19 protein-coding genes are annotated in these 21,916 nt (G+C 63.9%); 6 read left to right on the forward strand and 13 right to left on the reverse strand.

Annotation, left to right across the window (positions count from 1 at the left end):
* Window positions 1–99 precede the first annotated feature (99 nt).
* A complete protein-coding gene (locus tag IVA75_RS15020) occupies window positions 100–1,023 on the reverse strand; it encodes a LysR family transcriptional regulator (protein WP_247290173.1) in 924 nt (307 codons plus the stop codon).
* A gap of 213 nt (window positions 1,024–1,236) precedes the next feature.
* Between IVA75_RS15020 and IVA75_RS15025 the strand changes: the two genes are divergently transcribed.
* On the forward strand, window positions 1,237–1,947 hold the full coding sequence (locus IVA75_RS15025; RefSeq protein ID WP_247290175.1) for an SDR family oxidoreductase: 711 nt from the start codon (window positions 1,237–1,239) through the stop codon (window positions 1,945–1,947).
* A gap of 31 nt (window positions 1,948–1,978) precedes the next feature.
* Window positions 1,979–3,214 (forward strand): YbfB/YjiJ family MFS transporter, encoded by a 1,236-nt coding sequence (locus IVA75_RS15030; RefSeq protein WP_247290177.1) that lies wholly within the window; start codon window positions 1,979–1,981, stop codon window positions 3,212–3,214.
* Between the two features lie 19 nt (window positions 3,215–3,233).
* On the opposite strand, the gene IVA75_RS15035 is transcribed toward IVA75_RS15030, so the two are convergent.
* From IVA75_RS15035 to IVA75_RS15050, 4 genes are all read right to left on the reverse strand, one after another.
* Window positions 3,234–4,694, reverse strand: a complete 1,461-nt coding sequence (locus IVA75_RS15035; RefSeq protein ID WP_247290179.1) for an NAD(P)/FAD-dependent oxidoreductase — start codon at window positions 4,692–4,694, stop codon at window positions 3,234–3,236.
* A gap of 159 nt (window positions 4,695–4,853) precedes the next feature.
* Window positions 4,854–6,275 carry an adenosylhomocysteinase gene (gene ahcY, locus IVA75_RS15040; RefSeq protein ID WP_247290182.1) on the reverse strand — a complete coding sequence of 474 codons (1,422 nt, stop codon included), beginning with the start codon at window positions 6,273–6,275 and terminating at the stop codon, window positions 4,854–4,856.
* A gap of 111 nt (window positions 6,276–6,386) precedes the next feature.
* The gene (gene metK / locus IVA75_RS15045) at window positions 6,387–7,583 is read right to left on the reverse strand and encodes a methionine adenosyltransferase (protein WP_247290184.1); all 1,197 of its coding nucleotides are present in this window, start codon (window positions 7,581–7,583) and stop codon (window positions 6,387–6,389) included.
* A gap of 61 nt (window positions 7,584–7,644) precedes the next feature.
* A complete protein-coding gene (locus IVA75_RS15050) occupies window positions 7,645–9,000 on the reverse strand; it encodes a hypothetical protein (RefSeq protein ID WP_027519010.1) in 1,356 nt (451 codons plus the stop codon).
* A gap of 173 nt (window positions 9,001–9,173) precedes the next feature.
* Between IVA75_RS15050 and IVA75_RS15055 the strand changes: the two genes are divergently transcribed.
* Window positions 9,174–10,889: a caspase family protein gene (locus IVA75_RS15055; RefSeq protein WP_247290186.1), complete on the forward strand. Its 1,716-nt coding sequence runs from the start codon at window positions 9,174–9,176 to the stop codon at window positions 10,887–10,889.
* 131 nt (window positions 10,890–11,020) lie between these two features.
* Here IVA75_RS15055 and IVA75_RS15060 read toward each other — a convergent pair whose 3' ends face one another.
* The 6 genes from IVA75_RS15060 to IVA75_RS15085 all read right to left on the reverse strand — a co-directional run bounded on the left by IVA75_RS15060 (window position 11,021) and on the right by IVA75_RS15085 (window position 16,882).
* Complete coding sequence (locus IVA75_RS15060) at window positions 11,021–12,139, reverse strand: cobalamin-independent methionine synthase II family protein (protein WP_027566809.1); 1,119 nt, start codon at window positions 12,137–12,139, stop codon at window positions 11,021–11,023.
* 19 nt (window positions 12,140–12,158) lie between these two features.
* On the reverse strand, window positions 12,159–12,875 hold the full coding sequence (locus IVA75_RS15065; protein ID WP_027566808.1) for an ABC transporter ATP-binding protein: 717 nt from the start codon (window positions 12,873–12,875) through the stop codon (window positions 12,159–12,161).
* Complete coding sequence (locus IVA75_RS15070; RefSeq protein WP_007612502.1) at window positions 12,868–13,623, reverse strand: ABC transporter ATP-binding protein; 756 nt, start codon at window positions 13,621–13,623, stop codon at window positions 12,868–12,870. Before IVA75_RS15070 ends, IVA75_RS15065 begins: the two co-directional genes overlap by 8 nt.
* The gene (locus IVA75_RS15075) at window positions 13,620–14,648 is read right to left on the reverse strand and encodes a branched-chain amino acid ABC transporter permease (RefSeq protein WP_027566806.1); all 1,029 of its coding nucleotides are present in this window, start codon (window positions 14,646–14,648) and stop codon (window positions 13,620–13,622) included. Before IVA75_RS15075 ends, IVA75_RS15070 begins: the two co-directional genes overlap by 4 nt.
* Before the next feature lie 8 nt (window positions 14,649–14,656).
* A complete protein-coding gene (locus IVA75_RS15080; RefSeq protein WP_027566805.1) occupies window positions 14,657–15,526 on the reverse strand; it encodes a branched-chain amino acid ABC transporter permease in 870 nt (289 codons plus the stop codon).
* Window positions 15,527–15,691: 165 nt separating this feature from the next.
* On the reverse strand, window positions 15,692–16,882 hold the full coding sequence (locus IVA75_RS15085) for an ABC transporter substrate-binding protein (protein ID WP_027566804.1): 1,191 nt from the start codon (window positions 16,880–16,882) through the stop codon (window positions 15,692–15,694).
* 518 nt (window positions 16,883–17,400) lie between these two features.
* Between IVA75_RS15085 and IVA75_RS15090 the strand changes: the two genes are divergently transcribed.
* A complete protein-coding gene (locus IVA75_RS15090; protein WP_247290188.1) occupies window positions 17,401–17,685 on the forward strand; it encodes a hypothetical protein in 285 nt (94 codons plus the stop codon).
* A 36-nt stretch (window positions 17,686–17,721) separates the two neighbouring features.
* Here IVA75_RS15090 and purU read toward each other — a convergent pair whose 3' ends face one another.
* Window positions 17,722–18,585, reverse strand: a complete 864-nt coding sequence (gene purU / locus IVA75_RS15095; RefSeq protein WP_247290190.1) for a formyltetrahydrofolate deformylase — start codon at window positions 18,583–18,585, stop codon at window positions 17,722–17,724.
* Window positions 18,586–18,726: 141 nt separating this feature from the next.
* Between purU and IVA75_RS15100 the strand changes: the two genes are divergently transcribed.
* On the forward strand, window positions 18,727–19,569 hold the full coding sequence (locus tag IVA75_RS15100) for a uroporphyrinogen-III synthase (protein WP_247290192.1): 843 nt from the start codon (window positions 18,727–18,729) through the stop codon (window positions 19,567–19,569).
* Window positions 19,570–19,692: 123 nt separating this feature from the next.
* Entirely contained in the window at window positions 19,693–20,955 is a 1,263-nt protein-coding gene (locus IVA75_RS15105; protein WP_247290194.1) for an MFS transporter, read from the forward strand.
* Here the strand turns inward: IVA75_RS15105 and IVA75_RS15110 are convergent.
* Window positions 20,952–21,626 carry a Crp/Fnr family transcriptional regulator gene (locus tag IVA75_RS15110; RefSeq protein ID WP_106946375.1) on the reverse strand — a complete coding sequence of 225 codons (675 nt, stop codon included), beginning with the start codon at window positions 21,624–21,626 and terminating at the stop codon, window positions 20,952–20,954. The two genes, IVA75_RS15105 and IVA75_RS15110, sit on opposite strands and share 4 nt — an antisense overlap.
* Window positions 21,627–21,916: the final 290 nt, after the last annotated feature.

Consider the following 21,916-nt stretch of genomic DNA (forward strand, 5'->3'; position numbering starts at 1 on the left):
ACTCCGCGGTTAATCCGACGTTAACCGTTCGGGCAGCATGGCTGATTCAGCCTAGCGGCCGTATACGCAAAACAACGCATTGCCCGTGCGCGCAGCGGCTCACCGCGCAGTGATGCTGTTCCTGAGCTGTGCAAACTGCTTCTTCAGCCGCGGCACCGCAAAGTCCGTGAAGGTCCGCACCTTCGGCACCGAGAGCCGGCCCTGCGGACAGATCAAATGCGCGGGCATCTCGGGATCCTCGTCGCCGGGCAGCACGATCTCGAGCTCGCCGCGCGCGACCTGCTCACCCACCTGGTACGAATACATTCGCGCCACACCGCGGCCGGCGACGGCCGAGGCCACCGCCGCATAGGTGCTGTTGACGACGAGCCGCGGCGTGAACTGCACCGTGCGGGCAGCCGACGAGCCGACCTGCGGCGCAAAGGTCCACGAATTGGGAAGGTGGGCCATCGCGACGATCTGGTGCTTGGCGAGATCGCCGGGCTCGGTGATGCGCGGGTGCTGCTTCAGATAGCGTGGTGATGCCACCACGACGCGGCTGATCTCGCCGACCCGCATCGCGACCATCGCTGAATCCGCGAGATGGCCGATGCGGAGCGCGACGTCGACCCCCTCCTCGATCAGATTGACCGCGCGATCGAACAGCAGGAGTTTTGCCGACACGGTCGGATAGGCATCGAGAAAGGCATCGAGGATCGGCCGCAGCACCATCTCACCCGACACCACCGGGGCGGTGATCGTGAGCAGGCCGCGGGGCGCCGTGCGCGGCCCGGCCGCGATGTCGTCGGCCTCCTCCAGCTCGGTAAGCACGCGCCTGCAGACCGCGACGTAGCGCTCGCCCTCCTCGCTCAGCTTGATGGAGCGTGTGGTCCGGTGCAGCAGCTCGGCACCGACCCGCTGCTCCAGGAAAGCAATGGCGCGGCTCACCGCCGCCGGCGAACGGCCGAGCTTGCGGCCCGCAGCGGCAAGGCTGCCGTCGTCCACCGCAAGGACAAACACCTTCATCGCATCCAGACGATCCATACGTCTCCCACCAGCCCATCGAGCTCCGACTGCAAGCTAGGCGTTCGCTCCTGCCGCGACAACCACCGCCGAACGCCGGTTCGGCATTCGTTCGCGCCGCGAAAGAGTGTCTGCCGGACAGCGCATATTCGCAGCCAGCCCGCTGCGGCGTACCTCATCCGTCAAGCCAGCCCCGCTGGCGCAGGTTCTGAAATCCAGCAACAGGAGCCCATCATGGGTATCGAACAGAAGGTTGCCATCGTCACCGGTGCCTCGCAGGGCATCGGTGCGGCCCTAGTCCAGGGTTTTCGCGATCGAAACTATCGCGTCGTCGCGACAGCGCGCTCCATCAAGCCGTCGGGCGATGACGATGTCCTCGCCATTGCCGGCGACATCGCCGACCGGAACACCGCCGAGCGGGTGGTCTCGCAAGCCGTCGCCCGCTTCGGCCGCGTCGACACGCTGGTCAACAACGCCGGCATCTTCGTCGCAAAGCCGTTCACGCAGTACACGGCGGAGGACTATGCGGCGGTGATGGGCACCAACGTCGCGGGCTTCTTCCACGTCACGCAGCTTGCCATCGCCGAGATGGAGAAGCAGGGGTCCGGGCACGTCGTCCAGATCACAACCACGCTGGTCGACCAGGCCAATTCGAACGTGCCCTCGGTGCTGGCCTCGCTGAGCAAGGGCGGGTTGAGCGCCGCGACCAAGTCGCTCGCGATCGAATATGCCAAGCGCGGTATCCGCGTCAACGCGGTGTCGCCCGGCATCATCAAGTCGCCGATGCATCCCGTCGCGACGCACGCCCAGCTCGATGGGCTGCATCCCGTCGGCCATATGGGCGAGATGTCCGACATCGTCGATGCCGTGCTCTATCTCGAGGGCGCCTCCTTCGTCACCGGCGAGATCCTGCATGTCGACGGCGGCCAGAGCGCCGGCCACTGAACGCTAGCGCCTTGGCGCGCACGAGGACGACATGACAGACGCAGATGCCAAGCAGCAAGTTCATCCCCGACCGCATCAGCGGTCGGGTTCGACATCAGAGATTTCTTCACAGCAAACCCGGCGATATGCGGTAGCCGGATTGTCAGCATCGCTGGTCGGACTCGGCCTCGCGCGCTTTTCCTATACGCCGCTGATCCCGGCCCTGATCGCCGCAAAATGGTTCGGCGCGTCCGACGTCGTCTATCTCGGTGCAGCGAACCTGGCCGGCTATCTCGCCGGCGCGCTCGCGGCGCGGACCGTGGCCGCGCGCATCGGCGCCGTTCGCACCTTGCGGGCGATGATGTTGCTCGCGACCCTCTCTTTTTTTGCCAGCTCAACCCCGGTGTCGTTCACCTGGTTCTTCGCCTGGCGCTTCCTGTCGGGGCTCACCGGCGGAATCATCATGGTACTGGCGGCCTCCGTCATTCTGCCCCATACCTCGGCCGCAAAGCGCGGCATGGTCGGCGGCGTGATCTTTGCCGGTGTCGGGCTCGGTGTCGCCGCATCGGGCACGCTGGTGCCGCTATTGCTGCAGCAAGGCTTGCAACAGAGTTGGTATGGTCTTGGCGTGGTCTCTGGCACGCTCACGCTGGTGAGCTGGTGGAACTGGCCTGCCGAGGCCAAGACCGATACCGTGTCATCGCAGCCGGCGAAGCACGCTTCGCCCGCCGTTCGCGGCTTGCTCGTCCAATACGGCCTCAACGCGGTGGCGCTGGTGCCGCACATGGTCTTCATCGTCGATTTCGTCGCGCGCGGCCTCGGCCAGGGTATTGCCGCGGGATCGCACTACTGGGTGCTCTACGGCCTTGGCGCAATCGTCGGCCCCCTGGTCACCGGTCACCTCGGCGATCGCGCCGGGTTTGGACCCGCGCTACGCGCCGCCTTCCTGATCGAAGCGGCCGCCGTGTTGCTCCCGACCGTCAGTACCGCGCCTCTCTCGCTGATCGTGTCGAGCGTCGTGGTCGGCGGCTTCACACCCGGCATCGTACCGCTCGTGCTCGGACGTATCCATGAGCTGGTCCCCCATTCTGCCGAGCAGCAGCGCAGGACGTGGAGCCATGCCACGACCAGCTTTGCGCTGTTCCAGGCGGCCGCGGCCTACGGCTTCTCCTGGATCTACGCGCAGACCGGCGGCGATTATCTCGTCCTGTTCGCGCTGGGCGGTGGCGCGGTGGTGCTCGCACTCGCGATTGATTTTGCCCTGCCGCTTACCACCCGTAAGGCTTAGAACGCCGAGGTCGTCGCGATCAGGAATATTGCATCACGCCGTCGTCGATCCGGCCGAACCGCAAGGAGACGATGTCGAGCGCGTAGTTCTGGTAGAGCCGCCACGGCTGCTTCGAGCCTTGCTTCGGCATCTTTGCGACCGAGCGCTGCACATAACCCGAGGTGAAGTCGAGCGACGGCTGCGCGGTAATCGAGGGATCGTCATTGTGCGGCATGCACTGCCGGAAATTGTGCCGGTCCATGTAGTTGATCAGGCGGCAGACATATTCGCAGGTGAGGTCGCATTTCAGTGTCCATGATGCGTTGGTGTAGCCGAAGGCGGAGGCCATGTTGGGCACCTCGGCATACATCATGCCTTTGTAGGTCAGCGTATTGGCGAAATCGACGGTGCGGCCGTCGACACTGATGTCGAGACCGCCGACGACCTGGAGCACCAGTCCCGTCGCGGTCACGATGATGTCCGCCGCAAGCTCGCTGCCGTCCTTCAGGCGGATACCGCCCTGGGTGAACATGTCGATCTCTTTGGTCACCACGGAGGCGCGCTGCTCGCGAATCGCCTTGAACAGGTCGCCATCCGGCACGAGGCAGAGCCGCTGGTCCCACGGATTGTAGCGCGGCGTGAAATGGGTCGCGACGTCGTAGTCGGGGCTGAGCGCCATCTGCACGCCCTTGAGAACCAGCTCCTTCACCTTCGCAGGGCGGCGCCGACTGAGCTGGAAGAAGAACATCCCCCACATCACGTTGCGCCAGCGGATCAGATGATAGGCAAGCCGCGTCGGCAGATTGCGCCGCAATTTGTTGGCGACGGGATCCTGTGCCGGGCGCGACACCACATAGGTCGGTGAGCGCTGCAGCATCGTGACCTGCGCGGCCGTCTTGGCGAGCTCCGGCACCAGCGTCACCGCGGTCGCGCCCGAGCCGATCACGACGACGCGCTTGCCCGCGCAGTCGATGTCGTCGGTCCATTTCTGCGGATGCACGATGCGGCCGGCGAAATCCACGACGCCCTTGAACTCCGGCGTATAGCCCGCCTCGTACTTGTAATACCCCGAGCACATGAACAGTAAATTGCAGGTAAAGCGCACGGTTTCGGTGGCGCCCTCGCCGGTGATGCGCTCGGCCTCGACGGTCCAGCGCGCCTCACTCGTCGACCACGCCGCACGCTTGACACGATGGTGGAAGCGGATGTGCTTCTCGATACCGTTCTCGGCTGCGGTTTCGCGCACATAATTGAGAATCTGCGCGCCGTCCGCGATCGCCTTCGGATCGGTCCACGGCTTGAAGGAATAGCCGAGCGTGAACATGTCGCTGTCGGAGCGGACGCCAGGATAGCGAAACAGATCCCAGGTACCGCCGACGCAGTCGCGCCCCTCGAGGATGACGTAGCTCTTGCCCGGGCATTTGGTCTGCAGATGATAGCCCGCGCCGATCCCGGACAGGCCGGCACCGACGATCAGCACATCGAAATGGTCTTGAGCCATTGTTTCCTCCGCCGCCAGGAATTGTCTGACCGGGATCATCGCTCGTCAACTGGCAATCGGCCCTGACACAACCGCGAAGAGACGCGTTCGTCGCGCTCAAGACAACAAAGCCCCGGATCGCTCCGGGGCTTTGCGTCGAAAATAGATACGATCAGCGGATCAGTACCGATAATGGTCCGACTTGTACGGACCTTCCTGCTTGACGCCGATGTAGTCGGCCTGATCCTTGCGCAGCTCGGTGAGCTTGACGCCGATCTTGGCGAGGTGCAGGCGCGCGACCTTTTCGTCGAGCGACTTCGGCAGCACGTAGACTTCCTTCTTGTACTTGCCGTCCTTGTTGTTGGCGAAGAGCTCGATCTGCGCCAGCGTCTGGTTGGTGAAGGATGCCGACATCACGAAGGACGGATGGCCCATCGCATTGCCGAGATTCACGAGGCGGCCTTCCGACAGCATGATGATGCGGTGCTTGTCGGGGAATTCGATCTCGTCGACCTGCGGCTTGATGTTGGTCCATTTCAGGTTACGCAGACCCACGATCTGGATCTCGTTGTCGAAGTGACCGATGTTGCAGACGATGGCGCGATCCTTCATCGCGCGCATGTGCTCGATCGTGATGATGTCCTTGTTGCCGGTCGCGGTGACGAAGATGTCGGCACGGGGCGCGGCGTCTTCCATGGTCACGACTTCATAGCCTTCCATCGCCGCCTGCAGCGCGCAGATCGGATCGACTTCGGAGACCAAGACGCGGCAGCCGGCCTGGCGCAGCGAGGCGGCCGAACCCTTGCCGACGTCGCCGAAGCCCGCGACCATCGCAACCTTGCCCGACATCATCACGTCGGTGCCGCGGCGGATGCCGTCGACCAGCGATTCACGGCAGCCATAGAGGTTGTCGAATTTCGACTTGGTGACGCTGTCGTTGACGTTGATGGCCGGCCACAGCAGCGTGCCCGCCTTCTGCATGTCATAGAGACGATGCACGCCCGTGGTGGTCTCTTCGGAAACGCCCTTGATGCTCTTGGCGATCTCGGCGAAGTAGCCCTTCGGCTTCTCCTTGAGCTGCTTCTTCAGAAGCGCGAAGAAGACTTCCTCTTCTTCCGAACCCGGCTTGTCCAGGAACTTGGTGTCGCCGTTCTCGGCGCGCAGACCGAGATGGACGTACATGGTGGCGTCGCCGCCGTCGTCGAGGATCATGTTCGGGTGACCGCCGCCGTGCCAGTCGAACAGCTTGGCGGTGTAGTCCCAGTATTCGGTAAGGCTCTCACCCTTGACGGCGAACACCGGAATGCCGGCGGCTGCGATCGCCGCCGCAGCGTGATCCTGCGTCGAATAGATGTTGCAGGAGACCCAGCGGATGTCGGCGCCGAGCGCGGCCAGCGTCTCGATCAGCACGCCGGTCTGGATTGTCATGTGCAGCGAGCCGGCGATGCGCGCGCCCTTCAGCGGCTGCTTCGGGCCATACTCTTCGCGGGTGGCCATCAGGCCGGGCATCTCGGTCTCGGCGAGGGAGAGCTCCTTGCGGCCGAAATCGGCGAGCGAAATGTCCTTGACGATGTAATCGGTGAAGCCGGGCTTCGCGTTCATTGCGGGCGTCCTGTTGTTGAATTGGTCATTCCGGGCCGCCCTGGAGAGGCGAACCCGGAATCTCGATACGATGGAAGAACCGGGTTCGCCGCCGTGGCGGCGTCCCGGGAATCAGACCGCGCGCTTGAGCGCTTCAACGAGATCGGTCTTCTCCCAGGAGAAGCCGCCCTCGTTGTCGGGGGTACGGCCGAAATGGCCATAGGCGGAGGTGCGCGCGTAGATCGGGCGGTTGAGATCGAGATGGCTGCGGATGCCACGCGGGGTGAGATCCATCGCCTTGGCGGCGGCCTTCTCGAGCTGATCCTCCGACACCTTACCGGTGCCGTGGGTGTCGATGTAGATCGACAGCGGACGCGCCACGCCGATGGCGTAGGCGAGCTGCAATGTGCAGCGATCCGCAAGACCGGCCGCGACGATGTTCTTGGCGACATAGCGGGCCGCATAGGCGGCCGAGCGGTCGACCTTGGTCGGATCCTTGCCGGAGAACGCGCCGCCACCGTGCGGAGCCGCACCACCATAGGTGTCGACGATGATCTTGCGGCCGGTCAGGCCGGAATCGCCGTCGGGACCGCCGATGTAGAACTTGCCGGTCGGGTTGATGTGCCAGATGGTCTTCGCCGTGATCCAGTCCTTCGGCAGCGCCTCGCGCACATAGGGCTCGACGATGTCGCGAATCTGCTTGGACGAGATGTCCTCGACCAGATGCTGATGCGACACCACGATCTCGCGCACGCCGACCGGCTTGCCGTTCTCGTACTGCACGGTGACCTGGCTCTTGGAGTCCGGGCCCAACACCTTCTCGCGGCCGGAGTGGCGCGCTTCGGAGATGAGACGGAGGATCTTGTGGGCGTAGAAGATCGGCGCCGGCATCAGATCCGGCGTCTCGTTGGTGGCGTAGCCGAACATGATGCCCTGGTCGCCCGCGCCCTCTTCCTTGACTTCGCCCGGCTGCAGCGCATCCACGCCCTGCGCGATGTCGGCGGACTGCGGATGCAGCAGGATCTCGATGTCGGCCTTCTGCCAGTGGAAACCTTCCTGCTCGTAGCCGATGTCCTTGATCGCGGCGCGCACGACGCCTTCGATCTGCTCGTTGGTGACGGATGCGGGACCGCGGGTCTCACCGGCGATCACGACCTTGTTGGTGGTCGCGAGCGTTTCGCAGGCGGCGCGAATTTGCCAGGGATCGATGCCGGCTTTCGGTCCTTCGCGGTAGAACAGATCGACGATCTCGTCGGAGATCCGGTCGCACACCTTGTCCGGATGGCCTTCGGACACGGACTCGCTGGTGAAGAGATAGGACGCGCGCATCAGTAACCCCTTGTTCCGCCGCTAGCTGGCGGGCGTTTGCGATGTTTAGCTTTGAATGATGTCAATCACGCCGGCGCGAGATGACGTAGGATTCGTCGAGAAACCAGAGCCCATTATACTTTCGCAGCACGTCCCTGGCGGCATCCAGAGTGCGGCCGTTTTGAGTCATTTCCGTCAACCGGTCGTCCTCAATCTGAGCGACATACACCGCCGCATTCCAGGCTGCAAAGGCCGTCGAGGTTCCGATAGTGCCTGTCACCTCGTTGGGCAGCGCTTCCATATCATACCTGAAGATCGAGCGGTTATCTGCGTAAGCATTAAAATTTAGGTCGCGGCCCACCGAGCCGAGCTCATACTTCACCGCGCGCAATAGCTCATGACGGCTCACCGAGAAAGGATTTTCTCCGGGCCAGATCGCCTGGATCATCTCCATGCCCGGATCCTGCCCGTGGGAGTGAATTCCGATCAGGCGGCCGCCTGCCCGCAAGGCCCGCGCCAGGGGCGCAATGATCCGTTTTGCCCGGAAATTGACCGAGGACAGCGCGCGGTATGGCTGGGATGCAATAACGAGGTCAAAATTGGCCTCGGCCTGGCCCGGCCGTGGAATGGTCGAATCGAGCAGAAACCGCTGATCTTCACGGTAGAGCACCAGCACGACAGGCCGCTCATAGAGCGGCATCCCCGTGCGCGGGCTGACCGCCGCGCGCCAGTTCTGCTCCAAAAACGGCTTCAACTCCGCGATTTGCGTCTCGAACTCGCCCGAGGAAGCCCCCCGCAGGGGAACCTCATGCCAGACGGTCGCGGCGGCCGCCGCGGGCGATGCCGGCGTGAGCCAGGGCGCCTCCGCGTAAAGCATGTTGGTAAAAACGAACACCGAGGCCGGATGCTCGAAAATGCGATCCGGCACCTTGTCCAGCGTCAGGCGGAGGTCCTCGAGACTGAGCTCCTTGCCGGCGACATAGAACGGCATGTGCGGAAAGCGCTGGTGCATCGCGCGCAGCACGCGCGCCAGTACCGTGCCGTCGCCAACGCCGGCATCGAACACGCGCAGCGCCGGCGGCCGGGGATGAATGCTGGCAAGCTCCAGCGCCACGCGCTCGGCGACCACCCGCTTCTCACTGCAAGTGTGGACGAACAGCAGGTATTTCTGGCGGTTCTCGAAGAAGCGGAAATTGCCGCGCGGATCGCGCTTTTCCGGCGGCACCTGAAGTCCCCGCGGGGGAGGCACGCCGCCGGCCATCGATGCGGCCATATAAGCCTGGATCCGGTCCAGCGTGTCGATCGTGATGCGCTTGCCCTCGCGCAGGCGATGCACAAGCTTCCCATCGTTCACCGCGCGCCGGCCAAACGTCGATTCCGCCATGTCGGCCTTGCGGCAGAACTCGGTGATTTGGCTCAGGATTTCGTCATTCTTCATGAAGTGGGACGCAGTGGGCAGAAGGATTGGGTAGCGCCTCCTAGCAAAATCTGCCCACTGAGGGAAGAGGGGATAGAGCCGCCCCCGTTGCCGTGTGCACAGCAGCGAGGCCATGAACCACCTTCCCCTGCCGGGCAACAAACAGACGCCTCTCCTCAACGGGACCACCACCGATGCGTCGCCTCCTCGTCGCGCTTTGCCTGCTCGCCGCAACGCTGTGGTCGGCGCCCGCTTTTTCGCAGGCGCGCAACCAGCTTGGGCCGCTCTGCACCACCGACACCACGCCGGCGGACCAGATGATCGACGCCTGCAGCAAGATCATCGCGCTGAAGGTGTTCAGAGGCGAGCAGCTCGCAACGGTCTACTTCTGGCGCGCGGTGGGCTGGAACAAGAAGGGCGAATACCCAAAGGTCATCACCGACGCCACGGAAGCGATCCGGCTCCAGCCGAGCCAGGCAGTCTATAATCTCAGGGGATCGGCCTACTACGACAGAGGCGAGTACGAAATCGCGATTGCCGATTTCGACGACGCGCTGAAGCTTGGCCCGCCGAGCGGTACCATATTCCACAATCGCGGCAATGCCTGGCGCGGCAAGGGCGACTACGCCAAGGCGATCGTCGACTACGACATGTCGATCAAAGCCGACCCGAGATCGGCGTTCTCGTTCCAGAACCGCGGCATCGCGAAGGAGGCGCTCGGCGACCTCGACGGCGCGCTGGCCGACATCAACCAGGCGATCCGGCTCGACCCGACACTGCCGCAGCCGCTGATCAACCGGACCGCGATCTGGCGCGTCAGAGGCGATTACGATCGCGCGATTGCCGACGGCAGCGAAGCGATTAGGCTCGCGAAAGAGAAGCCGCCCGTCAACATCATGACGCCGCCGAACAGCGTGCTGATCTCGGGCTACACCCATCGCGCGCTGGCCTATGAGGCGAAAGGCGATTACGCGCACGCGAGGGACGACTACAAGGCGACGCTGGCAATCACGGCTTCCGATGCCGGCAGCAAGGCCAATCAGGCCACGGCAAAGGTGCGGCTGTCGCTGGTCACCGACGCTAGCGTGCCGATCCCGCGGGATGGGCCATCACCGACCGAGCAGGCACAGGCACCGGCTCCCCAGCAGACGGGTGCCGCGCCGTCCCCCTCGCCTGCTCCGGCCGCGCGCGGCACGCGCATGGCGCTGATCATCGGCAATGGCGCCTATGCGCATGTCAAGGCACTGCCCAATCCGCCCAATGACGCGCGCGCCGTTGCGAAGAGCCTGCGCAACATCGGCTTCACTGTGTCAGAAGGCGTCGATCTCGACCGCGCGGCGATGCAAAAGATGACGCGTGACTTCTTGCGGGAGGCGGCGCGGGCGCAAATCGTGGTGGTCTACTATGCCGGCCACGGCGTGCAGGTCGAGGGTCGCAACTATCTCATTCCCGTCGACGTCGAGCTCAAGCCGGGCGCGAGGATGACGGACGCGATGATCGACATGGATACGATCATGGCCGGCCTCGACGACCAGGTCCGCACCAACATTTTGATCTTCGATGCCTGCCGCAATAATCCGATGGCACAGCAGGTTGCATCAGCTGCCACCAACCGCGCCATCGAAGCTGCCTCGGGCCTCGCAGCCCCAACGAGCCTGGGCGCCGGCGCGACGCTCGGCGCCGGCACGCTGATCGCTTTCGCCACTGCGCCGGGCCAGGTCGCGCTCGACGGCGAAGGCGCCAACTCGCCGTTCTCCGCTGCCCTCTCCCGCCACATCGGCACGCCTGGCCTGGAAGTGCAGCAGATGCTGACACGTGTGCGGGCGGAGGTGGTGTCGACCACAAAGAGCAAGCAGGTGCCGTGGTCGAACTCGTCGCTGCTGGGAGAGGTTTATCTGGCGGAGAAGTGAGGGGCGTGTGCCTCACCCTCGCCCGGCTTGACCGGGCGATCCAGTACGCCGAGAAGTCAGCGATTATCCGAGGAGCCGCGGCGTACTGGATTCCCCGCCTTCGCGGGGAATGACAGTGAGCGAGTGGAGCCCTATTGGCCCCACACTTCCTTCGCGATCTCCACGGCGAGGCTGAGCTTGGCCCACTGTTCCTCTTCGGAGAGGACGTTGCCCTCCTCCGTCGACGCAAAACCGCACTGCGGCGATAGTGCGAGCTGCTCCAGCGGGGCGAACTTGGCGGCTTCCTCGAGACGGCGCTTGATGTCATCCCTCTTCTCGAGCTCACCGAATTTCGAGGTGATGACGCCGACCACGACGACCTTGTTGCCCTTGGGCAGGAAGCGCAGCGGCTCGAAGCCACCCGCGCGGTCGCTGTCGTATTCGAGGAAATAGCCGTCGTAATTGGTGCCGGCGAGCATGGTCTCGGCAACCGGCTCGTAGCCGCCTGAAGAAATCCAGGTCGAACGGAAATTGCCGCGGCAGACATGCGTCGTCACCACCATGTCGGCGGGCTTCTCCGCCAGCGCGTAGTTGATGACGCGCGCATAGATCTGCTGGAGACCCTCGGGATTGTCGCCCCGCTCGCGCGCCTTCTGCAATTCGTCCGGCGAGCAGAGATAGGCCCACACGGTGTCGTCGAACTGGAGATAGCGGCAGCCGGCGTCATAGAACGCCTTCACGGCCTTGCGGTAGGTCTTGCCGAGGTCTTCGTAGAAGGCGTCGAGATCGGGATACACGTCCTTGGAGATCGCCTTGCGGCCGCCACGGAAGTGCAGCACCGCCGGCGACGGGATCGTCATCTTCGCGGTGACGTGGGCCTGGTCGGCGACCTTCTTCAGGAAGCGGAAGTGATCCAGCATCGGATGGTCATCGGGGAAATCGAGCTTGCCGATCACCCGCACCGCGTCATGCCGCGTCTCGACGCCCGCGAACTGGATGCCGGTGTCGGGGTGGAACATTTCGCAGCCGGTGAGCTTGGCCAGGAAGTCGAAATGCCACCAGGAGCGGCGGAATTCGCCGTCGGTTGCGAGCTTCAGGCCGAGCGAGGCCTGCTTATGCACGACCTTCTCGATCTCCATGTCCTCGATCTTGCGCAGATCGTCGGCCGAGATCTCGCCCTTCTCCAGCCTGGCGCGGGCTTCCTTGATCTTGGCGGGACGCAGGAGGCTGCCGACCTCGTCGGCGCGGAAGGGGGCTTTGGTTCGCTGCATTTCTTACTCCCAGTTATTTTTAGTGGGCCGCCGCCCCTGCGACGCCGAGGTGGCGCTCGAGGACCGACGGGTCGGCCTTCAGCGCGGCGCTCGGGGCGTCGTGGACGATCGTTCCGCGCTCCAATATCACAACACGGTCGGCCAGCCCCAGAATCTTTTGGGCATTCTGCTCGACGATGATCGAGCAGATGCCGCCCGCCCGCGTGATGGTCCCGATCGCCTTCAAAAGCTCCTCGACGATGATGGGGGCAAGGCCCTCGGTCGGCTCGTCCAGGAGAAGCACTTTCGGATTGAGGGTCAGCGCGCGACCAATCGCCAGCATCTGCTGCTCGCCGCCGGAGAGCTGGTTGCCAAAATTGCTCCGCCGCTCCTTCAGCCGCGGAAACATCTCGTAGACCCTCTCGACCGTCCAGGGGCCGGGCTGGGCCACTGCGGACATGTTCTCCTCCACCGTGAGCGAGCGGAAGATGTTGCGCTCCTGCGGCACCCAGCCGATCCCGGCGCGCGCCCGCTGGTCCGGCCGCAAAGTCGTGACGTCGCTACCGGCCAGCCGGACATTGCCGGAGAAGCGACGGGTGACGCCGACGATCGAATTGATCAGCGTGGTCTTGCCGGTGCCGTTGCGCCCCAACAGTGCCAGCACCTGGCCTTCGGAGAGACGCAGGGACATGTTCGGCAGCACCACGGCCTCGCCGTAGCCGGCGCGAAGCGAGTCGATCGCGAGCAGGTCAGACATTGACCGCCTCCTCGCCGAGATAGACCGCCTTGACCTGCGGGTCGCGCGCGACCTGCTCGGGCGGTCCTTCGGTGAGCAGCGCACCGGAGACCAGGACAGAGATGCGGTCGGCGAAGGAGAACACGAGGTCCATGTCGTGCTCGATCAGCAGCACCGTGACGTCGCGCGGCAGGCTGCCAACGACGGCGAGAATGTCATGGCGCTCGCTCTCAGGCACGCCGGCGGCGGGCTCATCCAGCAGCAGCACGCGCGGCTTGGCGGCGATCGCGACCGCGATCTCGAGCAGGCGCTGCTTGCCGTAAGGCAGCGTCACGGTCTGCTCGTTCATGACGTCAAGCAGGTGGAAGCGTGTCAGGAGATCGGCGATCTCGCCGTTGACGTCGCTGCGCGTACCCATCCGCCGCCACCAGTCACCGCCATGGCCGAGGCGCTCGGAGACAGCGAGACCGATGGTCTCGAGCGGGGTCAGGTCGGGATAGAGCTGGTTGATCTGGAAGGTACGCGACAAGCCGCGCAACACGCGCTTGTGCACGGGCAGATCGGTGATGTCCTGGCCTTCGAGCAGGATGCGGCCCGAGTTCGGCTTGAGCACGCCGGTGAGCTGGTTGATGACCGTGGTCTTGCCGGCGCCGTTCGGGCCGATCAGCGCGTGGCGGGCGCCTTGTTCGATTTTTAGCGACAAGTCGCGAGTGACGCGCAGACCACCGAACTGCTTTTCGAGATTCTGGGTTTCGAGCGCGATGGTCATGCATCGCTCTCCGGCACGGCGACGACGGCCTTGCGCCCGGCTATCTGCTTGATGACCAGATTGGGCACATACAGCATCCAGCGATGCAGGCGTTGCCGGCCGACCAGGACGATCACGACCAGCACGAGCCCGATCCAGAACTGCCAGTATTGCGGGGTGATGGTGGAGAACAACTCCTGTAGCATGCGGAACAGCACCGCGCCGATCAGGCCGCCATAGAGATAGCCGGTGCCGCCGATCACGAGCACCAGCATCAGGTCCGCCGAGCGCTCGAAGGCGAACACGTCGAGCGAGGCGATCGCGGTGGTCTGGGTGAACAGTGCGCCTGCGATGCCGGCATAGAACGCCGCGAGTGTGTAGATCGCAATCAGGCGGCGGTTGACGGGAATGCCGATCGCGGCCGCGCGCAGCGGATTGTTCTTGATCGCCCGCAACGACAGCCCGAACGGCGAATGCACGACGCGGCGGGCGAACAGGAACAACAGGAACAGAACGGCGAGCGAATAGAAGAAGCCGGTCTTGCCGAACATGTCGAACGGGATCTCACCGAAGATCGGCTGCATCTCGATACCCTGCAGGCCGTCGGTGCCGCCGGTGATGTTGGAGAAGCGTTCGGCCAGCGCCTCCAGCAACAACGCGATGCCGAGTGTCACCATCAGCCGCGTCAGGTCGACGCCTCGGATCACCAGGAAGCTGGTGGCGAAGCCGAGCACCATCGCGACAAGGCCTGCGACGACAAGCGCAAGCACGGGCTCGTTGATGATCCCATGCAGCGCGAGAAGCCCCGCCGCGTAAGCACCGGCGCCGAAGAAGGCTGCATGGCCGAGCGAGACGATGCCGGCGTAACCGAGGATCAGATCGAGCGACATCGCAAACAGCGCGAGCCGCAGGATGTCCGTCATGATCAAATAACGCGTGGGAAATACGAAGCCGCAGCCCAGCACGATCAGCCAGAAAGCGGCCTCGCCATAATGCCAGCGTGCCTGGCGCTGGGCGTGATAGCCGACGTCGGAGGAGGCGCTCATCGGCGAACTCAACGCGCGGCCGTGCGGCCGAACAGGCCGTTCGGGCGCCAGATCAGGATCACGATCATCATGGTGTAGATCACGAAAGGTCCCATCTTCGGGACGTAATATTTGCCGGCGACGTCGCCGATGCCGAGCAGCAGCGAGGCCAGAAACGGGCCGGTGATCGAGGACGAGCCGCCGACGGTGACCACGATCAGGAAGTAGATCATGAACTTCAGCGGAAAATACGGGTCGAGGCCGAGGATCTCGGCGCTCAGCGCGCCGCCGAGACCAGCCAGGCCGCAACCAAAAGCAAATGTGAAGGCGAACACCTGCGGCACGTTGATGCCGAGGCCGCTCGCGGCGCGGGGATCATCGACCGCGGCGCGTAGACGGCTGCCGAACCGCGTCTTCGCGAGCACCATCTGGAGAGCAATGGTGAGCAGCCCGCAGATCACGATGATCATCAGCCGGTAGCGGCCGACGCCGACGCCGAACACGTCGAACTGGCCCTGGAGCGCCGCCGGCAAATTGATGAAGACCCGCGACGAGCCCTGGATGTAGTCGACGGCCGCGACCGACATGAAGGTGAGGCCGATCGTGAACAGCACCTGGTCGAGATGGCTGCGCGCATAGAGGTGTCGGTACAGCGTGCGCTCGAGCACAATGCCGATCGCAGCAGAGGAGACGAAGGCAAGCGGCAATGCAGCGAAGAATGGCCAGCCCATCCGGTTGACCAGCACCATGCAGACATAGCCGCCGGCCATGGCGAAGGCGCCATGGGCGAGGTTGACGAAGTTCATCAAGCCGAGCGTGACCGCGAGCCCGCAAGCCAGCACGAACAGCAGCATGCCGTAGGCAACGCCATCGAACAGGTTGGTGAGGATTGATGTCATCGTCTCAGCTTGGCGTTATCGTCACGACCGGGCTTGTCCCGGCCATCCACGTTCCTGGTTCGACTCTCGCGTGGATGCCCGGGTCAAGCCCGGGCATGACGAGAGTGGCGGGCGAGATCCCCGATGCGCGCTAATTCGCGCTCGGGGATGACGCGCTTTCGCGCGTCACTTCTTGGTCTTGCCGAGATCCTTGACGGCCTCGAAGGTCGCGAACTCGACGTTGTAGAGCTCGCCGTCGACCTTCTCGACCTTCCGGATGTAGATGTTCTGCACGATGTCGCGGGTCTCGGGGTCGATCGAGATCGGGCCGCGCGGGCTCTCCCACTTCTGGCCCTTCATGGCTTCGACCAGCTTGGTGCCGTCGGTGTCGCCATTGGTCTTCTTCAGCGCTTCGTAGATCAGGTGAATGCCGTCATAGCCGCTCACCGCCATGAAGCCCGGCCGGTTTCCGTACGCCTTCTTGTAGGCCGCGACGAAATCCTTGTTCATCTGCGAGGGATGCGCCGCGGAATAAAGGTGTGCAGTGACCGTGCCCAGCACGGCGTCGCCCATGTTGTTGAGGAGGTCGTCGTCGGTCACGTCACCCGGTCCGATCACCTTGATGCCCGCCTTGTCGAGTCCGCGTTCGGCATACTGCTTCATGAAGTTGCCGCCCTGGCCGGCCGGCACGAACACGAAGATCGCGTCAGGCTTGGCATCCTTCATACGCTGGAGGAACGGTGCGAAATCGGGATTGGCAAGCGGCGTCTTCACCTCTTCGACCACCTCGCCGCCACCGGCGGTGAAGTTCTGCTTGAAGAAGTTGAGCGCGTCATTGCCCGGCGCGTAGTCCGAGGTCAGCGTCGCCACCTTCTTGATGCCGTTTTTCACCGCCCAGTCGGCGATGATGGTGGAGGACTGCGCCAGCGTGAAGCTGGTGCGCACGATATAGGGCGAGCGCTCGGTGATGATGGAGGTGCCGGCGGCCATCACGACTTCCGGGATCTTGGCTTGCGTGGCCAGCGGCGCCGCCGCGAGCGCGGCCGGCGTGACGCCGAAGCCGGCGATGAAATGGACCTTGTCGTTGACAATCAGCTCTTGCGCGGCGGTCTTGGTCTTGTCGGGAATCGCAGCATCGTCCTTGAGGATGATCTCGATTTTTTTGCCGGCGACGGTGTCGCCCTTCTGCTGCATGTAGAGCTTGATCGCGTTCTCGATCTGCTTGCCGGTCGAGGCCTGGCCGCCGGTCATCGGCAGGATCAGACCGACCTTGACGCTATCCTCGGCCTTGGCCGGAAGGACGGCCGTAAGGCCCACGATGGCGGCCGCTGCTGCGGCCCAGGCAGTCTTATGAGACAGTTTTTTGCGTTCGAACATCAGATGTCCCTCCCCTTCATTCCTGATCTTTTGTGCGCCGGACCGAGTGCCCGGTCCTTGCCTTAAATCGAGCTCACGCACGCGTGATGTCGCGCCACATGGCGTCTTTCGCGCCCTTATTGTCAATCGGACGTTTGGCGACCTTTCGGCGCAAGCCGAGCCTTCCGATTGCCAACGGCAGAAGCGATACCGGGTCACGTCCGGGTAACCCCGGTATCGTGATCCTGGTCGCCATCATTTGTACGATTGTACAAACAAAATGGACCTGTCAACGAAAAAGCCCCATCTCCGACCAAACCACTCTGTCGCGAGACGTTGCCGCAGTCTAGAAGCGCCGCCGGCCGGGTGCATGGAGGATTTGGTCTTTTGTTTGCAGAATTTGAACATCGGCAAGGTCTGAGTAGGTAGCCTCTGGTACCAAATTACCTACCTCGAATAAGTCTATTTTACCTGTTGAAGGCTACTCTCCCGACGACAGCCTGACCTGGCGTCCAACACGCTGACCTCGCCTCCGTACAATGCCCAGATCCGCCCGTTCCCTCCTGATCCTCCTCGCGCTCTCCGCGGGCCTGTCCGGCTGCGGCACCGTCAACGAAAAGCTCTCGTCCGGCATGGGCGACTACGTCCCGCAATGGGCCGGCGGCTTGCCGGCGGACGCCCCGCCGCGGGCGGGCACGCCGCAATACGATGCCTTCATGAAGGAGCGCGAGCGCAAGCGGCTGATGCCGGCAGCGGATCGCGAAAAGGAGGAGCAGGCGCAAAAGGGCGCAACGGGCTCAGCGTCCGGCGCTGCGGTGCGTTAAGTCGTGCCCCCTCGCCGCCTGCGGTGAGAAGTGAGTTCAGTCCACGAACACCACGGTCTTGCGGCCGTTGAGGATGACGCGGTCGTTGAGATGGTAGCGGATCGCGCGCGCCAGCACGCGGCGCTCGATGTCGCGGCCCTTGCGGACGAGATCCTCAGGCGTGTCCCGATGGCTGATGCGCTCGACGTCCTGGTCGATGATCGGGCCCTCGTCGAGGTCGCTCGTGACGTAGTGCGCGGTGGCGCCGATCAGCTTGACGCCACGCTCATGAGCCTGGTGATAGGGTTTTGCGCCCTTGAAACCCGGCAGGAACGAGTGGTGAATGTTGATGCAGCGTCCCGACAGATTTGCCGAGAGATCGTCGGACAATATCTGCATATAGCGGGCGAGCACGACGAGATCGGTTCCGGTCTTGGCGACGAGATCGAGGATCTGCGCCTCCTGCTCGCGCTTGGTCTCCTTCGCAACAGGCAGATAGTGGAACGGAACCCCGCCGAAATCGAGCCCGTCATAGACCTCGCGCGGGTGGTTGGAGACGATTGCGACCAAAGTCATCGGCAGCTCGCCGGTCCGCCAGCGATAGAGGATGTCGACCAGGCAGTGATCGGACTTCGACACCAGCAGCATCACCTTGCGATGCGCGGCCCGATCGCGCATCTGCCATTCCATGCCGAAACGCTCGGCGATCGCGGTAAAGCCGGTCTGGAGCGCCGACAGCTCCACGGCGAGATCGGCGGCGGTGAACACCACCCGCATGAAGAACTTGTTGGTCTCGGTGTCGTCGAACTGTTGGGCGTCGAGGATGTTCTGTCCGGAATTCGCCAGGAAGGTCGACACCGCCGAGACGATGCCGGGACGATCCGGACAGGACAGGGTCAGGACATATTGATGATCGGGCATGGGCCTTGATGAAGGTTTGGGCAGCGGCTGCGGAACGCCCCGCGATTTGCGCCCTGCTCTATCACCGACCCCACCTTGCGCCAATCCCGACGGTGGAGTCAGGATGAACGTACGATTGCTTTGACTGACCGGAGTAGGCTCATGGCCGACCGCTTGAACGGCACCCGAATCCTGATCCTGGAAACGCGCGAGGAGGCGCAGTTTTCGAAGTTGCTGGCCGAGCAAGGCGCCGAGGTCGTGCAATGCCCGATGTTCACCATCCAGGATGCACCAGACCCCGCCCCGGTCGAGGCCTGGATCCGCCGCGCCATCGACAAGCCCTTCGACGACCTCGTGTTGATGACCGGCGAAGGGCTGCGGCGGATCATGAAGCGCGCCATCGCGCGAGGGCTCGACCAGGCTCTCGTGGCGGCGCTTGCCAGATCACGAAAGTTCACCCGCGGCCCCAAGCCCGGCAAGGCACTGCGCGAAATCGGACTCGAGGCGCAGCAGACCACAGAGAAGCCGACCACCGAGGGCGTGATCGAGATGCTCGGCAAGCTCGATCTGAAGGGGCACCGCCTCGGCCTTCAGCTCTATCCCGACAAGGATCACAATGCGCTGACCGATGCGCTTGCCGCGCAAGGTGCCGAGGTCGATGCCGTGCTGCCTTATGCTTACGATTCCAAGGCGGCGGATGCCAACATCGTCACCGCGATCGACGAGATGGCCGCCGGGCGAATCGATTCGATCGCGCTGACCAATCTTGGCCAGGTGCGCCGCCTGATTGAGGCCGCGAAGGCACATGGCAGCGAGGCGAAGCTGCGCGCAGGCCTGGAGCGGACGCTGATCGCGTCAGTGGGACCTGCTGTCTCGGGCGAGCTCGCGGCGCACGGCCTGCGGACCGACGTCTCGCCTGCCGATGAAGCCTACTTCATGCGACCGCTGATCTCGGCGATGGCCACTGCGCTCCTGGAGCGGAAATCGAGAACCGCTGCGAGCTAGGAGCAGAGCGCGGGAGCGGCCTGCAGCTGCCCCCGATTGACACAAGCGTCACCGGCGCTACGGTCTCGCACAGAAGAAGAAATAACAAGGCAAGGGAATCGCCGTGATACGCGCCATCGCGCCTTGAGCACACCTGCACGCCCCTCCGCGCTCGCGCCATTTCGTATCCGCAATTATCGTTTCCAGTGGCCGTCCGACCTGCTCACCTCCTGGGCATTCGAGATCGAGACGCTGGTGCTCGGCTGGTACATCATGGTCGAGACCGGCTCGGTGCTGCTGCTCACCGTGCTCGCATCGCTCCAGTTCGTCGGGACATTGGTGGCGCCGGTGTTCGGCATGATCGGTGACCGCATGGGTCATCGCGATCTCCTGGTCGCGATGCGTCTTGCCTATATGGTGCTCGCGTCGACCATCATGACTCTGGCACTGACCGGTCATCTGACCCCGCCAGGCGTCATGATCATCGTCGCAATCATGGGCCTGATTCGCCCCTCGGATCTCGGCGTTCGCGGCGCGCTGCTTGCCGAGATCATGCCGAGCGAGCAATTGGTGGGCGCCATCAGCGTTGCGCGCACGACCCAGGACAGCGCGCGCATCGCCGGCGCGTTGACAGGCGCGGGGCTATTTGCCGTCCTCGGTATTGGCCTCGTTTACGTGGTGATCGTCTGCCTCTATTTCCTGGCCGCGCTGCTCATGCTCTGCCTGACCCGGCCGGAACGGACCATTGCCACAACTGATCTTCCGGCAGACGGCCGCGCCGTTTCGAGATTGCTGGGCGATCTGAAGGAAGGGATCGTCTACGCCTGGAATGGCGCGGGGATGCGCGCGGCGCTATGCGTCGCCTTCCTGGCCAACCTGACCGCATTTCCTTTCACCGGCGGGTTGCTGCCCTACATCGCGCGGGATATCTTTCACACCGACCAGACCGGCCTCGGTTATCTCTCCGCGAGCTTCGCCGTCGGCTCGCTGATCGGCTCCATCACGCTCAGCCTTGTCAGCGGAGTGCGCATTGCCCGGCTCCTGATCGGCGCGACGCTGGCCTGGTACGCCATGCTGCTGGTGTTCGTCGAGATCAGGACCATGCCGGTGGCGATGGCCTGCCTCGTGCTCGCCGGCATCGCCCAGAGCATGTCGATGATATCGGCTGCCGTGATCCTGATGCGGACGGCCAGCGCACATCTTCGCGGCCGCGTCATGGGCGTGCGCATGATGGTGATCTACGGCCTGCCGATTGGGCTCCTCGCGGCCGGCAGCCTGATCGACATCATCGGCTATTCCGCGACGGGGTCGCTCTATGCCGTCTCGGGGTTCATCGCAATGATGGCGATCGCGGTGCGCTGGCGCGCTGACCTCTGGCCGGTGCACGCCCCCGCCAATGGGCGCTAATCCCCGTAACCGCGCAACCGCTCGATATCGAGGATCGTGACGCCGCCATACTCCAGCCGGAGCAAGCCCTCTTTCTCCAGCCGGTTCAGCGCGCGGTTGGCATTCTGGCGGGACATGCCGGAAAGCGCGCCGATCTCTTCCTGGGTGATCTCCAGATGCGCGGTGGATTCCGGATAGAGGATCGGATTGAACAGCGAGGCGATGCTGCGAGCGAGCCGCGCGGTGGCATCCAGCGTGCGGTTGACCTCGAGCATGCCGATGAACTGGCCGAGCCGCTCGTTGAGCTGGCGAACCAGGAAGCGGTTGAAGCCGACGCTGTTCTCGAACAGCCACATGAAGGCGCTGCGTTCCATCAGCGCGACGCGGCTGTTGCGCAGCGCGACGACGTCATAGCGGCGCGGCTCGTTCTTGAGCACGCTGCCCTCGCCGAACCAGGCCCCCGCCGTCAGCCCGGCAAGACTCGTCTCCTTGCCGTCGCGCGAGACCCCGCCCATCCGGGCAAGCCCAAAGACCATGCCGGCCCAATAGTCGAACGTGTCGCCGCGCATGAAGACGGTTTCGCCGGTGCCGTAGGACCGCTCCGTGATCCCGGCACGAGCGACCTCGATCTCCGCTTGCGTGAGCTCGCGCGACCAGGCAGCGACGCGCTTCAATTGATCCTCTGAAATCATGAACCCGAAGCCCGCCGCACCGTTCGTCACTCCTGTTCTGCTGCAATGCAGCATGATCGTCTCGGCTACCATCAGACGAAAGATGGAGGCTGCGAGCGCCCAAAAAACTTTGTCGCAGAATTGTCAGGCGGGAGACATTTCAAAATAGCGCTTTCCCCTATTGAGGACCACCTCGGGCGATGCGGCTTTTGATCCCAAACGGGAACGAGAGCGGCGCGGCTCCGGTCGAGACCATCTGCTGCATGGCCTCACCGGCACGGCCGTACTAGGATCGCCCGACAGAACGGACG

It is taken from the genome of Bradyrhizobium sp. 134 (assembly GCF_023074155.1).
Taxonomy (GTDB): domain Bacteria; phylum Pseudomonadota; class Alphaproteobacteria; order Rhizobiales; family Xanthobacteraceae; genus Bradyrhizobium.